Source organism: Streptomyces sp. SDT5-1 (assembly GCF_052245995.1).
Classification (GTDB): domain Bacteria; phylum Actinomycetota; class Actinomycetes; order Streptomycetales; family Streptomycetaceae; genus Streptomyces.
The window spans coordinates 8,127,360-8,144,104 of the sequence record NZ_CM125963.1 but is presented as its reverse complement, the minus strand read 5'-3'; the positions used below and the strand labels follow the sequence as shown (position 1 = coordinate 8,144,104).

The window sequence follows — 16,745 nt, the reverse complement described above, 5'->3', positions numbered from 1 at the left end:
GCGCGCAGGCGGGATTGACGACCCGTCATACCGATGACGAGTCGAAGGGAGAGGAAAGGGAGAGGCGTCGGCAGCGCGCGAGGTACCGGGAACCGGCCCGCGACGGGGTCACCGGAAGGCGAGGGGTGCGGTCACGAGGGGACCGCGGGAAGAAGAGGGCCGGTCAGAGGGCCCGCTGCCGATTCAGGCGCAACACGCCGCGGACCACACCCGACCGAAGTCGATGTGGTCGCGCGAGACCAAGCGCTGGGCAGTCATGGGAACAATTGACCAGCTCGTGGGGGCGTTCGTCAAGTCACGACCGCATGCCGGACCGCCATCGGGCGGCCCGGCGGGCGGTGTTGGGGGTCACTCTCGACCCCGGTGCACGGTCAGGCGCGGCCCTCCGCGGCCTGTCGGCCGGACCGGCGGCGCTCGGTGACACCGGTCAGGAGCCGGTCGCGCTGCGCCGCGTCCGTCGCCGCGGACACGGCGGCGAGGGCCAGCGCGGTCGCCCCGTCGATGACTGCGAGGTCGGCGCCGGGTGAGGTGCCGTGGGCGGCGAACTCGGCGGTGTGCTGGACCGCTCCCCCGGTGTCGTAGCCGATGGTGGGGTGGATCGCGGGGAGGAGGCGGGAGACGTTGCCCATGTCGGTGGAGGCCATGGTGTCGCCGTGCCGGGGGCGCGGGGCACGGCCGAGGGAGCGGGCCGCCGCCGCGTAGGCCTCGGTGAGGAACGGGTCCTGCCGGAGGTCGGCGAAGTCCCGGCCGTGCGGAGTGAGTTCGAGGGTGGCGCCGGTGGCGAGGGCGCCCGCCTCGAAGCACGCGCGTACCCGCCGCTGCACCGCGGTGAGCTGCTCGACGGTGGGGGCGCGCACCTCGTAGCGTGCGCGTGTGGTGTCGGGCACGACATTCGGGGCGCTGCCGCCGTCGGTGATGACGCCGTGGACGAGGGAGCCCGGCGGCAGTTGCTGGCGCAGCACGCCGATCGCGGTCTGGGCGACGGTGAGGGCGTCGAGCGCGTTGACACCCTCCCACGGGGCGAGGGCCGCGTGGGCCGGGCGGCCCCGGTAGGTGATGTCCCAGGCGCCGATGGCGAGCGAGGAGGCGCCGACGGAGTCCTCGGCCGCGGCGTGTGCCATGAACGCGGCGGCGACGTCGTCGAAGACGCCCGCCTCGATGAGCAGGACCTTGCCGCCGATGTCCTCCTCCGCCGGGGTGCCGATGAGCCGTACGGTGATGTCGAGCCGGTCGGCGACGGCCGCGAGCCCGAGCGCCGCGCCGACCGACGCGGCGCCGTTCACGTTGTGCCCGCAGGCGTGGCCGAGGCCGGGCAGGGCGTCGTACTCGGCGCAGAAGGCGAGCACGAGGTCGCCGTCGCCGTATGTCGCGTCGAGCGCGGTGGGCAGGTCGTCGAGCGGGCGGCGCACCGTGAACCCGGCGGACGCGAGGAGTTCGGCGATCTTCGCGGCCGAGCGGTGCTCCTGGAGGGCGGTCTCGGGTTCGGCGTGCAGGCTGTGGCTGAGCGCGATCAGGTCGTCGCGCCGGTCGCGGACGGCGCGGGTCACGTCGTCGCGCGCGGGGGCCTGCATGGTGGTGTCGTGGTGTGTCGTCATACGAGGCCTTCCTTCGGGTCGAGTGTCATGGGGTGGCCGGCGGCGGGCGTCTCCTTCGATGGGGCGCTCCGCCCGTACAGAAGGGCGAGGGCGCCGCCGATCAGGGCGACGGCCGCGCACACGCCCCAGCTCCACACGTAGCCGGACTCCGCGATGCGGCCCGCGCGCTGGTGCGCGGAGAACAGGCCGCCGATGACGGCGGCGCCGATCGCCGCGCCGAGCGACAGGGCGAGTTCGTTGATGCCCACGGCCAGCGCGGTCTGCCGCTCGGGCACGATCTCCGCCGACAGCGTCCGGGTGATCGACTCGAAGACACCGGTGGCCAGGCCGACGAGCAGCACCGACGCCACGTACCCGGGGAGCGTGGCGTGCAGGAGGACGACGCCGAGGAAGCCGAGGGCGATCAGCGCTCCTCCGGCGGCCAGGACGGCACGGTCGCCGATCCGGCGGGCGAGCCTCGGTGTGGCCGTGGAGCCGGCGAAGCCCGCCACGACCATGGCGAGGGACACCGTCGCGATGGCCTGCGGGCCGAGGCCCATGCCGTAGCCGACGGTCGCGGGTTCGGCGCCGAGGAACAGCGCGTTCGCGCCGAGGAAGCCGATGGTGCCGAAGGCGGCGCAGAAGGTGTGCACGCTGACCACGGCGAGCAGCCGGTCCCGCAGCATGGACACGCTCACGAGCGGTTGCGCCGTGCGGCGCTCCACCGTCACCCACGCGACGAACACGACGACGGCGAGCGCGCCCGTCCCCAGCGAGCGCGCGGACGTCCAGCCCCAGCTTCCGCCCTGCGCGAGCACGAGGACCAGTGCCACGAGGCCGACCGTCAGGAGGGCCGCCGCGCCGAAGTGGAAGCGCCCGCCGAACTCGCCGTCGCTGTCCGGCAGCACGAACCCGGCGATCAGGGCGAGGACGGCTACCGGCACCGCCGCCCACAGCCCCGCCTCCGCGTGCCGCTCGCTGAGCGCGCCCGCCACGAGGCCGCCGACGCCGATGGCGATGAGCAGCGCGCCGACCAGGAGCGACATGCCCGTGCGGCCGCGTTCGGGGGCGCGGGAGCGCAGGATTCCGGCCAGCAGCGGGAAGAAGCCCACCACGGAGCCCTGGAGCACCATGCCCACGGCCAGCGTCACCACGGAGGGCCACACCGCCATCAGCAGGGAGCCCGCCGCGACGAGCGTGAGCGCAACCCGCAGCAGCCGCCGGTGCCCGTACAGGTCGCCGAGGCGCGAAAGCAGCGGTGTGAGCACCGCGAAGGCGCACTGCGACAGCAGATACAGATTGTTCTGCGCCACCCCGCCGATGCCGAGCCGCTGCCCCAGTTCGGGGAGCAGCGGGGTGAGGTAGCCCTGGACGACGCCGCTGAACACGACGACGACGGCCATCGCGCCCAGCATGCCGCGCCCGGTGCCCACGACCGATCCGCGCGTACGTGCGGGAACCGTGACCGCGGGAGCTGGTCCCACGGAATCTGTGCCCACAGGGTCTGTGCCCATAGGAGACGTCCCTTCTGACGGCGACATCGGCGCTGCCGACCCGCCTGGCCGGAATCGAATGCGCTGGCTACTGTGCGGGCAGCGGTCGCACCGGTCCGCGGAATCGTCGGAAACGAGCAGGGAGGGGCCACCCGATGCGCGAAACGGTCACGGCGAGCGAGCTGGACCTCGCCCTCGTCAACGCCCTTCAGCTGCGGCCCCGCGCCTCCTGGGCGGACCTCGCCCCGCCGCTCGGCGTCACGGCGAGCACCCTCGCCCGCCGCTGGGAGCGGCTGACCGGGGAGGGTCTTGCCTGGGTGTACGGGGCTCCGGGTCGGGAGTTCTCGCGGACGCGCTGCACGGCGTTCGTCCTGGTGCGCTGCCGGCCCGGCACCCGGTCGCGGATCGCGCAGGAGCTGTGCGCGCACGAGGAGGCGGTGACGATCGAGCTCACGGGTCCCGGCAGCGCCGACCTGCTCATCGACGTCCTCGCCCCCGATCTGCCCGCGCTCACCCGCTTCCTGACCACCCGCCTCGAGACACTGCCGGGTGTCGTCGCGGTCGACTGTCTCTTCGCCACCTCCCTCTACGTGGAGGGCAGCCGCTGGCGGCTCCGTTCGCTCGACCCGACGCAGCTCAGCGCGCTCGGCCGGGCGGGCGCGCGGGCGCCGGAACCGGCCGCGACGGTCGAACTCGACGCCGTGGACCGCGCGTTGCTCGACTCCCTCGTCGGTGACGGCCGCCTCGGTCTCGCGGTGCTCGCCGAGCGCACCGGCACCAGCCCGGCCACGGTCCGCCGCCGTCTGCGCCGGCTCACCGAGTCCGGTGTCCTCACGTTCCGCTGCGACATGGCGGACGCCCTCGCGGGCCGCCCGCTGCCGGTCTCGCTGCTCGGCCGCGTGCCGGCCCGTGACATCGCGGCCGTCCACCGGGCGCTGGCGGCGCTGCCCGAGTGCCGCCTCGTCGCGGCGGTGACCGGTCGCGCGAACGTGTTCGCCACCCTGTGGGTGCACGACCTCGGCGACATCCAGCGCCGCGAGACGACCCTGTGCGCACGCCAGCCGACCCTGGAGATCACGGACCGCATCGTCGGCCTGCACACCGTCAAGCGCATGGGTCACCTCCTGGACGACACCGGCCGACGCGTGGGGGTGCGCCCGATCCGGCCGTGGTGACACACGCCAGGAATCTCATTTCGGAGCGTAAGGGATCTTGACCCCAGGGTGACGCCTGCTTAGTTTTCGGACAGCGATTCGATCATCTCGCGGTCAACACCCTTGGCCGGAAACTTTGTTGCGAGGAGAGCCCGAATGTGTGAGTCCTGCTGTCCCACGCCCCGTACGCCGCGCATGTCCCGCGCGCGATTCCTCCAGCTCGCGGGCGCCGGGGCCGCCGCGGTGGCGATGTCCGGCACGTTCGCCGGGCCGGCGTCCGCCGCGTCCCGTCCGGCCAAGGGCGACGGTCCGCTGCTCGTGGACAACGTGCGCGGGTACACGCTCTCGCGCGGCAAGCTCCGCAGATTCTCGCGGATGCTGCTCACACCGGAGGGCCGGGTCGCCGCGCTGGACGTCGGCGCGGCCCCCAAGGGAGTACGCCGCCTCGACGGGCGCGGCCGGGTCCTGCTGCCGGGCCTGCACGACGCGCACGGGCATCTGTGGGGGCTCGGCGCGCTCGCCGTGGAACTGAACCTCGTCGGCACCCGGTCCCTGAAGGAGGCCATGGACCGGCTCGCCGCGTACGACGCCGCGCACCCGGACGACGCGTGGATACTCGGCCGCGGCTGGAACGAGGTCGTCTGGGGCCTCGGCAGGCTGCCCAACGCCGCCGACCTGGACGCGGTCGTGGCCGACCGGCCGGTGTGGCTCGGCCGGGTCGACGGGCACGCGGGCGTCGCCAACACGGCGGCCCTCAAGGCCGTCGGCGTCACCGCGGACACCCCCGACCCGGACGGCGGGCGCATCGTCCGCGACGGCGCCGGGAACCCGACCGGCGTCCTGATCGACGCCGCCCAGGCGCTCGTCGAGGACAAGCTGCCCGAGCCCACGCTGGACGACGTGCGCGCCCGTGCGCTCGCCGCGCAGAAGCAGCTGGGCAGTGTCGGCATGACGTCCGTGTCGGAGGCCGGGACGGACGCGAGCGGTGTCGTCGTGCTGCGGCAGCTGGCGGACGAGGGCGCGCTCACGATCCGCGTCAACGCGTTCCTGTCGTACGAGGCGTTCACCGACATCGGCGCCGACGCCCGCACCGACTCGTACGCCGACGACATGGTCCGCATCCGCACCGTCAAGCAGTACATCGACGGCGCGCTCGGCAGCCACGGCGCCGCGCTGCTCGCCCCGTACGCCGACGACCCCGGCACCAGCGGGCTGCTCCAGGTCGAGCCCGACGAGTTGCAGCGGCGGGTCGAGCGCGTGGTGCGCGGCGGCTACCAGTCGGCGGTGCACGCCATCGGCGACCGGGGGAACCGGGTGGTCCTCGACGCGTACGAGAAGACGTTCCGGCGAGTCGGGGACGCCGGGATGCGGCACCGGATCGAGCACGTCCAGGTGCTCTCGCCCGAGGACATCCCGCGGCTGCGCAAGCTCGGCATCGTGGCGTCGATGCAGCCGGTGCACGCCACCGACGACATGAACATGGCCGAGGACCGGATCGGGCCCGAGCGCATCAAGGGCGCGTACGCCTGGCGCACGCTGATCGACCAGGGCACGCATCTCCCGTCGGGCTCCGACTTCCCCGTCTCGTCGGAGAACCCGTTCGACGGCCTGCACGCCGCCGTCACCCGCACGGACCGGGACGGGAAGCCGGCGGGCGGCTGGTATCCGGAGCAGGCGATGACGCCGGTGGAGGCGCTGCGTTCGTTCACGCTCGAGCCGGCGCACGCGGCGCACCAGGAGCATGTGCTCGGCACGCTGGAGCCGGGCAAGTGGGGCGACTTCGTCCTCACGGACACGGACCCGTTCGACCTGCCGTCCGGGCGTGCGGTGTGGCAGACGAAGGTGCTGCAGACGTGGGTCGCGGGGCGACGGGTGGGTGAGTACGGGGCGCTGTAGAGGCCACGGGGAGGGGCGCCGGCCCCTCCCCGTCTCATCCGAACGCCTCCCGCGCATGCGTCAACAGCTCGCGCAGCGCCGGGTTGTGGCCGGGCTTCCACACCAGCGCCAGCAGGGCCGGGGGGTCGACGTCGTCGATGCGGCGGGCGGTGAGCCGGTCCTGGTGTCCTGCCGCCATCGACTCGCTGAGGACGGCGACGCCGAGCCCGCGTCCCGCGAGCGCCGCGATCGCGTCCGCGGCGCTCGCCTCCAGGGCGATGGCGGGGCGCAGGCCCTGGGCGGCGCAGGCCGCGTCGAGGACGGCGCGCAGTCCGGTGCCGGGCGGCATGCAGACGAGCGGATGCTCCGTCAGGTCCCGTAGCCGTACGCGCCGTTGGCGGGCCAGCGGATGGGTGTGCGGTACGGCCACGACGAGCCGCTCGTCGATGATGGTGTGCGCGGCGAGGCCCTCGGGGACGGTGTCGGCGGCGCCGATGAGGGCCAGGTCCGTGTCGCCGCGGCGGACGCCCTCGACGAGGCGGTCGGAGTTGTCCTCCAGGAGCGAGAGCTCGACGCCGGGGTGCGCGGTGTGGAACGCGGCGAGGGCGTCGAACAGCGGGGTGACGGTGCAGCCGATGACCATGCCGATGGCGAGCCGGCCCCGGACGAGCTGGTTGACCTCGGCCACGGCCTGGCCCATGGTGCCGGCGGAGGCGAGCGCGGCGCGGGCGTGTTCAAGTGCGGCCTTGCCCGCGACGGTGAGGGTGACGGTGCGGGCGGAGCGGTCGAAGAGCTCGGCGCCCAGCTCGCGCTCCAGCTGCCGGATCTGGGCGCTGACGCCGGACTGGCTGATGTGCACGCGCTCGGCGGCGCGGGTGAAGTTCTGCTCCTCGGCGACCGCGACGAAGTACTCGAGCTGCCTCATCTCCATGACTGAGAATTCTAGTTCCCAGCAGAACCATCTGTTGGACTTCTGACTGCCGGAGGCCGAATCTGGAGTCATCGAGCCGCCACACCGACTCCGGAGGAGCCCGTCATGCAGGAGAAGGCCACTCGCCCCGAGGACATCACCCGCCTGTTCGTCGAGCGGTCCAACGCGGGCGACGCGGCGGGGGTCGCCGCGCTCTACGAGGAGAACGCGGTGCTCGCCTACCCGCCGGGCGAGGTCACGGTCGGCCGCGAGGCGATCCGGGTGCTGTGGGAGAAGGTCCTGGCGAACCGCCCCCGCTTCGAGCCGGAGCAGCCCCTGCCGACCCTGATCAGCGGCGACATCGCCCTGACGTCGACGCCCCCGAAGGACGGCACGGGCGCCCGCGCCCAGGTGGTCCGCCGCCAGCCCGACGGCAGCTGGCTCCGCGTCCTGGACCAGCCGGAGTTCACGCCTCCCGCGAGCTGACCGCGCCCGGTGTCCCGGTGGCGCGCATCAGGACGCAGTCGAACTCGAGGACCCGACCGGTGCCGCTCTCGCGGGTCACCGGGTACATCCCGGTGACCTCGAACCCCTCCTGTTCGTACTGGGCGAGGGCCTCGGACATCCGGGGGGCTGCCTCTTGAGGTAGGGCCGCGGGTCGTCGATCCCGTCGAGCGCCTTGTCCATCAGGCCGTCGAGCCGTGAGCCATCCCGTGTACCCGAACTGCCGCAGCCGCCTGCCGTACTGGCCGACGTTGGCTCCGACGTCGAACACGCAGTTCACGCCGTACGACTCGAGCATGGCGGCCACGTGGCGGGCGCCGAGATGGTCGGCCGCGGCCTTCTGGAATCCGTGCTCCTGCTCGCGCGTCCGCCATTCATCGACCCTCGCAGCACACCTCGCGGGCTCCCGAGGACCGACTCGGCTTCCCCCAATCGGCACTCCCCGCCCGGAAAGGGCGGTGTCACAGGTCAGGAGGTGTCTGCGAGCAGCACTCCCCCGGGCCGATTTCACCCGAAAGAGAGCTGTGCCACCGGCGGCAGCTCGCCCCGGTGGTCAGGTGACGCCGCGAAGGCCTCGATCACGAAGGCCGCGAAGCGGCGGGAGGCGGCGAGGCGGGCGGGGGCGGTCGGGGCCTGGATGCCGCGGTTGGCCATCAGCATCAGGACGAGGTCGTCCAGGACGAAGTCGGGGCGCAGGCGGCCCGCGGCCTTGGCGCGGCGGGCGATCTCGGCGATGGCCCTCAGGGTGTACGCACGGTTCTCGGCGAAGTCGGCGGAGTCGGGGAACGCCGACAGGAACGCCTCGTTGAAGCCGCGGTCACCGGCGTGCAGCTCGCACGTCCGCCGGATCACGTGGCAGAGACCGTGCCACGGGTCCGGGTCGGCGAGCCCTTCGTCGACCAGCTCCCGGCACGCCCGCATCTCCTCCACGAACGCCTCGGTCACGAGGTCCTGCCTGGTCGGAAAGCGCCGGTAGAGCGTGGCGGGGCCGACCCCGGCCCGCCGGGCGACCTCCCGCATCGGCACGTTCAGGCCGTCGGACGCGAACAGGGCGCGGGCCGCGTCGAGGATGCGGTCGCGGTTGTCGCGGGCGTCGGAGCGCAGCGTGTGAGGCAAACGTTCGGTCACCTCTCTCACTTTACCGAAACGGACGGGGGCGTCCACTAACGTCCGAAAGCCCCCGGTCCCCGAGGACCGGCGACACGAAGGAGACACCATGCGGGCCATCGCGATCCGGGAGTTCGGACGTCCTGAGGGCATGGAGGTGGTGGAGCTGCCGACGCCCGCGCCGGGCGACGGCGAGGTGCTGATCGCCGTCGAGGCGATCGGCGTCGGCGGCGTCGACGCCCTGATCCGCAGCGGGGCCCTCGCCGCGTACGGACAGTTCGCGTCGGGGCACGTGCCGGGCAGCGAGGTGGCCGGCACCGTGACGGCCGTCGGCACAGGCGTGGACGACGCGTGGGTGGGGCGGCGGGTGTGGGCGTTCACCGGCATCGGCGGCGGCTACGCCGAGCACGCCGTGGCCCCCGTCGACGCGGTCATGGCGCTGCCCGACGCCCTGTCCGGCGCCGACGCCGTGACGCTCGGCACCTCCGCCGTGACCGCCCACTTCGCCCTGCGGCACGCCCACTTCGCGCCCGGCGAGTCCGTCCTGGTGCGCGGCGCGGCCGGCAGCCTCGGCATCCCGGCGGTGCAGCTCGCGGCGCGCGCCGGTGCGAGCGCGGTGGCGGTCACGACGTCGTCGGCCGAGCGCGGCGAGCGGCTGCGGAAGCTGGGCGCGACCCACGTCCTCGACCGCTCCGGCGCGACCACCACCGACGACGCCCCGACCGGCTACGACGTCGTCGTCGACATCATCGCCGGACCCGACATGCCGGCCTTCCTCGACCTGCTCAACCCGGGCGGCCGCCTGGTGGCCGTCGGCATGGTCGCGGGCCCGCCGCCCGCCGATCTCGCCGGACACATGACGGCGGCGTTCCGGCAGTCGACGTCCTTCGCCACGTTCAGCGCCGACATCGTGCCCGCGCCCGCCCAACACGCCGTGCGCGCCGACCTGTTCACGGGAACCGTCCCCGTGGAGCCGGTGATCCACGCGACCCTGCCGCTGTCCGAGGCCGTGCGGGCCCACCGGATGATGGACTCGGGCGAGGCGTTCGGCAGGATCGTCCTGGTTCCGTAGCCGCCCGGCCTCAGACGCCGTCGAGCCCGGCCTGCCGCACGGCGCCCTCGACCGTCTGCTCCAGGAGCACGGCGATGGTCATCGGGCCGACGCCGCCGGGCACCGGGGTGATGAGGCCGGCCCGCTCGACGGCGGTGTCGAAGTCGACGTCGCCGACGTTCCCGGGGTTGTACCCGGCGTCGAGCACCACGGCGCCCGGCTTGATGTCCTCGCCGCGCACGAGCCGCGGCTTCCCGACCGCTGCCACGACGACGTCGGCCTCCCTGACGGCCGCCGACAGGTCCTTCGTACGGGAGTGGCAGTACGTGACCGTGGCGTCGCGGGCGAGCAGCAGCATGCCGACCGGCTTGCCGAGGATCGCGCTGCGGCCCACCACGACGGCCCGCTTCCCCGCGAGGTCCACGTCGTAGGCGTCGAGGAGCCGCATGATGCCGCCCGGCGTGCAGGACTCGAAGCCGGGCAGGCCGAAGCTCATCGCGGCGAAGGAGTGCAGGGTGACACCGTCGACGTCCTTCTCCGGGGCGATGGCCTCGAACGCGGCGCGCTCGTCGATGTGCGGTCCCACGGGGTGCTGGAGCAGGATGCCGTGCACGTCGGGGTCGCGGGACAGCTCGGTGAGCGTGCCGACGAGTTCGGCGGTCGTGGTGGCGGCGGGCAGCGGCACGTGCCGGGACCTGATGCCGGCCTTCGCGCAGCGTGCCTGCTTCATGCGGACGTACGTGGCGGACGCGGGGTCGTCGCCGACGAGGACGGTGGCGAGGCACGGGCTGCCGCCGGTGCGGCGGGTGAACTCGGCCGCGCGGGCGGCGGTCTGCTCGACGATGCGGCGGGCGAGCCCGGCGCCGTCCATGAGCCGTGCGGTGGAAGTGGTCGTCATCGCTGCCTCCGGGGCGTCGCGGAACCCAGGGATTCCGTGCGTCATGGACCCCCTGCGGAGTCCATCGCCCAGGCGTACGGCTTCGTGTGTCGAGGGGCCGCTCCCCGGTGGTGCTCCACCTCAGCGCCAGTCACGGCCCACGTCGCACTGTAGCTCAGCGCCGCAGTGCCTCGCCGATCTCCCCCGCGGCGTCGGTGACCTCGGCGGCCAGGTGCGGGCGTGCGCGGCCCGCTTCGGTGAGGCGGGAGGTGGGGCCCGCGATGCTGAGGGCGCCGACGGTGCGGCCCGACGCGTCGCGGAGCGGGGCGCCGATGGCCGTGGTCCCCGGGATGTGCTCGTCGACGGACGCGGCCCAGCCGCGGCGGCGTATCTCGTACAACTCGGCGGCCAGCGCGGCGCGTTCGGTGAGGGTGCGGTCGGTGAGGGCGGGGAGCTTCTCCGGCACGTCGAGTTCGTGGTCGAAGGCGAGGAGGGTCTTGCCGACGGCCGACGCGTGCAGCGGCAGGCGGTCGCCGAGGCGGAGGACCTGGGCGCTGTCGTCGGGGCGGAAGACGTGGTGGACGACGAGCGCCGTGCCCTCGTGCGGGGTGGCGATCCACACGGAGGCGCCGCTGCGGGCGGCGAGGGTGTCCGCGCTGTGCAGGGAGCGGGCGCGCAGTTCGTTGGTGTCGATGCCGCCGTTGCTCAGATGGAGCAGGGACGCGCCGATGCGGTACTTGCCGGTGGCCGGGTCCCGTTCCACCAGGCCCGCCGTGACCAGGGTGCCGAGGATGCCGTGCAGGGAGCGGTCCCGCAGGCCCGTCGCGCGGGCCAGCTCGGGCGTGCCGAAGGGCCGCCGCCCGGACGCGAGCAGCCGGAGGACGAGGGCCGCCCGCTCCACCGCCTCGATCCGCTCCGTCACGCGGGCACGGTAGCCCACCGTTGGTCGTCCGCGGGCCCCGGCCCTACCTTCGTAGGTGGCAGGACTGCACCGGACCGACGTATCCCCGCGGAATTGAGCATCCCCATGTCGAAGATCCTTTTTGTCGTGACCGGCTCCGACCACTGGACCCTCGCCGACGGCACCCGGCATCCCACCGGCTTCTGGGCCGAGGAGGCGATCGCCCCGTACGACGTGTTCAAGAAGGCGGGGCACGAGGTCGTCGTGGCGACGCCGGGCGGCGTCGTGCCCACCGTGGACGCGGGCAGTCTGGCGCCCGAGTTCAACGACGGCCAGGAGAACGCGGACCGGATGGCCGCTGCCGTCGCCGCGAACGCGGAGCTGGCATCGCCCGTGAAGCTGGAGGAGGTGGACCTGGCCGACTACGACGCCGTGTTCTACCCGGGCGGCCACGGCCCGATGGAGGACCTGTCGGTGAACGCCGACTCCGGCGCGCTGCTGACCCGCGCCCTGGACTCCGGGATGCCGCTCGGCATCGTGTGCCACGCCCCGGCCGCGATGCTGGCCGCCACGAAGGACGACGGGGGAAACGCCTTCGCCGGGTACGACGTCGCCGCGTTCACCAACGCCGAGGAGGCGCAGGCCGGCTTCGCCGACAAGGCGGCCTGGCTGCTCCAGGACCGGCTCACCGAGGCCGGGATCAACGTACGGGTCGGTGAGCCGTGGGCGCCGCACGTGATCGTCGACCGGAACCTCGTGACCGGGCAGAACCCGGCGTCGTCCGCGCCGCTCGCGACCGCGCTGCTCGAAAAGCTGGACTGACCACGTATCTCCGCCGCGGATGTCACAGTGGACTCAAGCGTTCCGTCCGTCTCGTGGAGGTTCTCCCCGCATGCGTCTGCTGCTCATCCGTCACGGCCAGACCCCGTCCAACCTGAAGCGGCTGCTCGACTCGGCTGTGCCGGGCCCCGGTCTGACGCCGCTCGGGCTCGAGCAGGCGGCGGCGCTGCCGCGGGCGCTGGCGGACGAGCGGATCGACGCCCTGTACGCGTCCACACTGGTGCGCACCCAGCTGACGGCGGAGCCGCTGGCCCACTCGACGGGGCTCGACGTGACGATCAGGGACGGCATCCGGGAGATCGCGGCGGGCGACCTGGAGATGCGCGGAGACGAGGAGGCGGCGCGGGCGTACCTGGCCACGGCGTTCGCCTGGTCGGCGGGTGACACCGCGCGCCGGATGCCGGGCGCCGAGAACGGGGTGGAGACGCTCGGCCGTTTCGACGAGGTGGTGGCCGAGGCCGCGGCGACCGGCGCGGACACCGTGGCCATGGTCAGCCACGGCGCCGTGATCCGGACGTGGACGGCGGCGCGGGCGGGCAATGTCGACGTGGACTTCGTCGCGGCCCGCCCGCTGTCGAACACCGGGATCGTCGCCCTCACCGGTGCGCCGGAGCTCGGCTGGGAGCTTCGGCTGTGGGAGGGGCAGCCGTACGCGCCCTGAGGCGCGGGTCGCTCAGATCCCGAGGACGGCCGGGTCGGGCCCGACGCGCTCGCCGGTCTCGAGGCCCGCGAGCGCGGTCATGTCGTCGGCGTCGAGCTCGAAGTCGAACACGGCGATGTTCTCGCGGATACGGGCGGGGGTCACCGACTTCGGGATGACGACGTTGCCGAGCTGGAGGTGCCAGCGCAGCACGATCTGGGCGGGGCTGCGCCCGTGCTTGCCCGCGATGGCGGTGACGGTCTCGTCGTCCAGGACGCCGTTGCCGCGGCCCAGCGGGGACCAGGCCTCGGTGGCGATGCCGTGCTTGGCGTCGTACGCGCGCAGCTCGCTCTGCTGGAGGCGCGGGTGCAGCTCGATCTGGTTGAGGGCAGGGACGGTGGAGGTCTCGGCGGCGAGCCGGTCGAGGTGCTCGGGCAGGAAGTTGGAGACGCCGATGGCGCGGGCCCTGCCACTGGCGAGGATCTCCTCGAACGCCTGCCACGTCTCGACGTACTTGTCGATCGACGGCACCGGCCAGTGGATCAGGTACAGGTCGACGTAGTCCATGCCGAGCCGGTCGAGGGAGGCGTCGAAGGCGCGCAGGGCGGAGTCCCTGCCCTGCTCGGTGTTCCACAGCTTGGTGGTGACGAAGACGTCCTCGCGGGCGAGCCCGGAGTCGGCGATGGCCTGGCCCGTGCCCTTCTCGTTCTTGTAGAGGGCGGCCGTGTCGATGCTGCGGTAGCCCGCCTCCAGGGCGCTGGTGACCGCGGCGTGCGCCTCGTCGTCGGGCACCTGGAAGACGCCGAAGCCGAGCTGCGGCATGGTGACGCCGTTGTTGAGGGTGACCTGGGGAGTGCTGCTCATGACTCGTGTGTCCTTACGTGGTGACTCAAGTCCTGTGTCTCGCGGGGCGCGCGCACGTTCCTGGGGGTGTGCGCCCGCCCCGTACAACCTACGTCCGCGGGTCGCGGCCGGTTCAGGGGCGGGTCACCCGCCGCCGGTGGCGACGGCGAGTCCGAAGCCGATCAGGACGACGCCCGTGGTGCGTCCGACGGCGCGGCGCACGCCCGGCCGCCGGAACACGGGTCCGGCCCGCGCCAGCAGGAGCGCGTAGCCGCCGAGCCAGGCGACGGTCAGCGCCACGTGGCACAGGACGAGGACGGTCATGCCCGTGGCCCCGGGGAGTTCCGGGGGTGCGAGGGTGGGGAGCAGTCCGGTGTACGACACGGCGATCTTCGGGTTGAGCAGATTGCAGCCGAGGCCGGTGCGCCAGGGGTGCCCCGGCTTCGCGGGCTCCGCCGCGAGCGGGGTGAGGCGGGCGGACGGCCGGTTCTGCCACAGCGCCTGACCGCCGAGGAACAACAGATAGGCGGCGCCCAGCAGTTGCACCACGAGGTGGGCGGTGGCGGAGGCGGCGAACACGGCGGCCAGGCCGAGCACGCTCAGCGCACCCCACAGCAGCAGCCCCGACGCGATCCCGCCGACGGTCAGGAGCGCGTCCCGGGTGCCGGCGTCGACGCCGCGCCGGGTGACCACGGCCATGTCGGGTCCGGGCGCGACGGTCAGCAGGCCGAGGACGCCGAGCGCGGCGGCGAGGTGGGTCAGCATGCCGGGTCGTGTCCTGTCGTGGTGTGCGGGTTGGCGGCGCCGCCCTCCGTGCTGAGCAGGACGACGACGGAGTCGGGGCCGAGGCCGAGCGCCGCGCGCCGCGTGTCGGCGCCCGGTCCGGTGAGGGCGGCGCGGAGTCCGGCGAGGGGCGCGGCACCGCAGGGTCCGGAGGAGACACCGAGGGCGGCGAGGCGGGCGGCGGCGCGGGCGCTGTCGGCGTCGCGGACGGCGACGGCCGCGTCCAGGCCCGCGGACAGACAGGGCCAGGCGAGCGTGGACAGGGTGCCGCAGTTGAGCCCGGCCATGATGGTGCCACCGGTCTCGACGGTGACCGGTCCGCCGCGGCGGAGGCTTTCGAGGACGCAGGCCGCGGTGACCGGCTCCACGGACAGCAGCGCGGGCGCGTGCCCCGAGGGGCGGCTGCGGTAGTGGGTGACCACGGCCTGGGCCAGGGATCCGACGCCCACCGGGACGACGACGAGGTCGGGACCCGCGAGGCCCGCGAGCTGTTCGTCGACCTCGGCGCAGAGCGTGGAGTAGCCCTCGGAGATCCACGCGGGGATCGTCTCGTAGCCGGGCCAGGCCGTGTCCTGGACGAGGATCGCGTCCGTGCTCGCGGCCCGCTCGGCGGCGTGGCGCACGGCGTCGTCGTACGACCCCGTCACCTCGGTGACCTCGGCGCCTTCGGCGGCGATGGCCGCCACGGCGCTCGGGTGGACGCCGCTCGGCACGACCACGTGGGCGCGCTGCCCGAGCGTCCGGGCCGTCCGGGCGACGGCGCGCCCGTGGTTCCCGTCGGTGGCGGTCACGAGGGTGACGGTGCCCCGGGGCCGTCCGGCGAGCGCGCGGTGCACCGCCCACGAGGCGCCGAGGGCCTTGAAGGCGGGCAGCCCGAGCCGACTCGACTCGTCCTTCACGAACACCCGCCCCACCGCCAACTCCGCGGCGAGGTCGGGCAATTCGGTCAGCGGTGTCGGCGCGTAGTCGGGCAGCGCGGTATGGAAGGCGCGTACGTCGGTGGGGGCGGGGTCGCAGCGCCAGGCGCGGGCGCCGGGCCGGGCGACCCACGGCAGGTCGTCATGGAGGGCAGCGGGAATCTCACTCACATGATCAGCGTGCGGCCTGCTCCTACAATCGGTCCAGCGAATGTTTTCGACCGATACCCATCGGCCGAGCCGACGAATGAGGGGCGCTCCCGCGCCGGGAACGGGCACGGCATGTACGACCTGCACCGACTGCGCCTGCTGCGCGAGCTCAAGCACCGCGGCACGCTGGCCGCCGTGGCGGCCGCCCTGTCGTACGCGCCGTCGTCGGTGTCGCAGCAGCTCTCGCAGTTGGAGGCGGAGGTCGGTGTGCCGCTCCTGGAGCCGGTCGGGCGGCGGGTGCGGCTCACGGAGCAGGCCGAGATCCTGGTCGCGCACACGGAGGCGGTGCTCGAACGGCTTGAGCGGGCGGAGGCGGACATCGCGGCGTCCCTCGCCGAGTTGACGGGCACGCTGCGGGTCGCCTCGTTCCAGACGGCCGCCCTCACGCTGGTGCCGGCCGCGCTGACGCTGCTGCGGGGCCGGCATCCGCGGCTGCGGGTCCATGTCACCCATCTGGAGCCGGAGATCTCGCTTCCCGCGCTCCAGACGCGCGACTTCGACCTGGTGCTCGCCGAGGAGTACCAGGGCGCCCCGAACCCCCGGCCCTCCGAGCTCGAACAGGAGGACCTGCTCGACGACCCGCTGCGCCTGGCCGTCCCCGACCCGTCCGCGCCCGCTCGCGGCGCAGGTCCGACGGCAGCCCTGCGCGCCCTGGCCGACCACCCGTGGGTGATGGAACCGGAGGGCACCCCCGCGCGGCACTGGGCCGTGACGCTCTGCCGCGACGCGGGCTTCGAACCCGATGTGCGTTTCGAGACCACGGACCTGCTGCTCCATCTGCGCCTGGTCGAGCAGCGGCACGCCGCCGCGTTCCTGCCGGACCTCGTGTGGATGGGGCGGGACCCGTCCGTGCCGCTGCGCCCCCTCCCCCGCGGCCGCGGGACGCGCCGCGTCCTCACCGTCGTACGGCGGGGCGGTGGCCGGCACCCGGCCCTCGTGGCGTTCCGGGAGGCGCTGCGTGAGGCCGCCGAAGGGGTGCACGGCGCGGGGCCCGGTCGGTGAATCCGTTGACACGTTGACGTTTCGTGCTCAAACATGAGGCGAATCAAGCAGGCTCTTGCATCAT

17 protein-coding genes and 1 riboswitch are annotated in these 16,745 nt (G+C 73.7%); of the genes, 7 read left to right on the top strand and 10 right to left on the bottom strand.

Annotated elements, in window-relative coordinates; translation table 11 throughout:
• Window positions 1-371: 371 nt before the first annotated feature.
• The gene (locus tag ACTWJ8_RS37505) at window positions 372-1,595 is read right to left on the bottom strand and encodes an amidohydrolase (RefSeq protein WP_443261934.1); all 1,224 of its coding nucleotides are present in this window, start codon (window positions 1,593-1,595) and stop codon (window positions 372-374) included.
• A complete protein-coding gene (locus ACTWJ8_RS37500; RefSeq protein ID WP_443261933.1) occupies window positions 1,592-3,007 on the bottom strand; it encodes an MFS transporter in 1,416 nt (471 codons plus the stop codon). Before ACTWJ8_RS37500 ends, ACTWJ8_RS37505 begins: the two co-directional genes overlap by 4 nt.
• Before the next feature lie 215 nt (window positions 3,008-3,222).
• Between ACTWJ8_RS37500 and ACTWJ8_RS37495 the strand changes: the two genes are divergently transcribed.
• The gene (locus ACTWJ8_RS37495; RefSeq protein WP_443261932.1) at window positions 3,223-4,242 is read left to right on the top strand and encodes an Lrp/AsnC family transcriptional regulator; all 1,020 of its coding nucleotides are present in this window, start codon (window positions 3,223-3,225) and stop codon (window positions 4,240-4,242) included.
• Window positions 4,243-4,416: 174 nt separating this feature from the next.
• On the top strand, window positions 4,417-6,117 hold the full coding sequence (locus ACTWJ8_RS37490; protein WP_356372567.1) for an amidohydrolase: 1,701 nt from the start codon (window positions 4,417-4,419) through the stop codon (window positions 6,115-6,117).
• Between the two features lie 34 nt (window positions 6,118-6,151).
• Here ACTWJ8_RS37490 and ACTWJ8_RS37485 read toward each other — a convergent pair whose 3' ends face one another.
• Window positions 6,152-7,027 (bottom strand): LysR family transcriptional regulator, encoded by an 876-nt coding sequence (locus tag ACTWJ8_RS37485; protein ID WP_443261931.1) that lies wholly within the window; start codon window positions 7,025-7,027, stop codon window positions 6,152-6,154.
• Window positions 7,028-7,132: 105 nt separating this feature from the next.
• On the opposite strand from ACTWJ8_RS37485, the gene ACTWJ8_RS37480 reads away from it, so the two are divergent.
• The gene (locus ACTWJ8_RS37480) at window positions 7,133-7,492 is read left to right on the top strand and encodes a YybH family protein (RefSeq protein ID WP_443261930.1); all 360 of its coding nucleotides are present in this window, start codon (window positions 7,133-7,135) and stop codon (window positions 7,490-7,492) included.
• On the opposite strand, the gene ACTWJ8_RS37475 is transcribed toward ACTWJ8_RS37480, so the two are convergent.
• Window positions 7,473-7,631 carry a hypothetical protein gene (locus ACTWJ8_RS37475; RefSeq protein ID WP_356372572.1) on the bottom strand — a complete coding sequence of 53 codons (159 nt, stop codon included), beginning with the start codon at window positions 7,629-7,631 and terminating at the stop codon, window positions 7,473-7,475. The two genes, ACTWJ8_RS37480 and ACTWJ8_RS37475, sit on opposite strands and share 20 nt — an antisense overlap.
• A 386-nt stretch (window positions 7,632-8,017) precedes the next feature.
• Entirely contained in the window at window positions 8,018-8,638 is a 621-nt protein-coding gene (locus ACTWJ8_RS37470) for a TetR/AcrR family transcriptional regulator (RefSeq protein WP_356372574.1), read from the bottom strand.
• 88 nt (window positions 8,639-8,726) lie between these two features.
• Between ACTWJ8_RS37470 and ACTWJ8_RS37465 the strand changes: the two genes are divergently transcribed.
• Window positions 8,727-9,689 (top strand): zinc-binding dehydrogenase, encoded by a 963-nt coding sequence (locus ACTWJ8_RS37465; protein WP_443261929.1) that lies wholly within the window; start codon window positions 8,727-8,729, stop codon window positions 9,687-9,689.
• A 10-nt stretch (window positions 9,690-9,699) separates the two neighbouring features.
• On the opposite strand, the gene ACTWJ8_RS37460 is transcribed toward ACTWJ8_RS37465, so the two are convergent.
• Window positions 9,700-10,566 carry a bifunctional 5,10-methylenetetrahydrofolate dehydrogenase/5,10-methenyltetrahydrofolate cyclohydrolase gene (locus ACTWJ8_RS37460; protein ID WP_356372578.1) on the bottom strand — a complete coding sequence of 289 codons (867 nt, stop codon included), beginning with the start codon at window positions 10,564-10,566 and terminating at the stop codon, window positions 9,700-9,702.
• Window positions 10,567-10,625: 59 nt separating this feature from the next.
• Window positions 10,626-10,710, bottom strand: a riboswitch (ZMP/ZTP riboswitch).
• Window positions 10,711-10,720: 10 nt separating this feature from the next.
• A complete protein-coding gene (locus ACTWJ8_RS37455) occupies window positions 10,721-11,467 on the bottom strand; it encodes an IclR family transcriptional regulator (RefSeq protein WP_443261928.1) in 747 nt (248 codons plus the stop codon).
• A 105-nt stretch (window positions 11,468-11,572) separates the two neighbouring features.
• On the opposite strand from ACTWJ8_RS37455, the gene ACTWJ8_RS37450 reads away from it, so the two are divergent.
• Together ACTWJ8_RS37450 and ACTWJ8_RS37445 are read left to right on the top strand one after the other, a co-directional pair.
• Window positions 11,573-12,268: a type 1 glutamine amidotransferase domain-containing protein gene (locus ACTWJ8_RS37450; RefSeq protein ID WP_443261927.1), complete on the top strand. Its 696-nt coding sequence runs from the start codon at window positions 11,573-11,575 to the stop codon at window positions 12,266-12,268.
• Between the two features lie 70 nt (window positions 12,269-12,338).
• The gene (locus ACTWJ8_RS37445; protein WP_443261926.1) at window positions 12,339-12,947 is read left to right on the top strand and encodes a histidine phosphatase family protein; all 609 of its coding nucleotides are present in this window, start codon (window positions 12,339-12,341) and stop codon (window positions 12,945-12,947) included.
• 12 nt (window positions 12,948-12,959) lie between these two features.
• On the opposite strand, the gene ACTWJ8_RS37440 is transcribed toward ACTWJ8_RS37445, so the two are convergent.
• The 3 genes from ACTWJ8_RS37440 to ACTWJ8_RS37430 form a co-directional block, all read right to left on the bottom strand.
• Window positions 12,960-13,790, bottom strand: a complete 831-nt coding sequence (locus ACTWJ8_RS37440) for an aldo/keto reductase (protein ID WP_443261925.1) — start codon at window positions 13,788-13,790, stop codon at window positions 12,960-12,962.
• 123 nt (window positions 13,791-13,913) lie between these two features.
• Window positions 13,914-14,534, bottom strand: coding sequence for a LysE family translocator (locus ACTWJ8_RS37435; RefSeq protein ID WP_443261924.1), 621 nt, complete (start codon window positions 14,532-14,534; stop codon window positions 13,914-13,916).
• Window positions 14,528-15,640, bottom strand: coding sequence for a pyridoxal-phosphate dependent enzyme (locus tag ACTWJ8_RS37430; RefSeq protein WP_443261923.1), 1,113 nt, complete (start codon window positions 15,638-15,640; stop codon window positions 14,528-14,530). Before ACTWJ8_RS37430 ends, ACTWJ8_RS37435 begins: the two co-directional genes overlap by 7 nt.
• 111 nt (window positions 15,641-15,751) lie before the next feature.
• On the opposite strand from ACTWJ8_RS37430, the gene ACTWJ8_RS37425 reads away from it, so the two are divergent.
• Complete coding sequence (locus ACTWJ8_RS37425) at window positions 15,752-16,681, top strand: LysR substrate-binding domain-containing protein (RefSeq protein ID WP_443261922.1); 930 nt, start codon at window positions 15,752-15,754, stop codon at window positions 16,679-16,681.
• The last annotated feature ends 64 nt before the right edge of the window (window positions 16,682-16,745 follow it).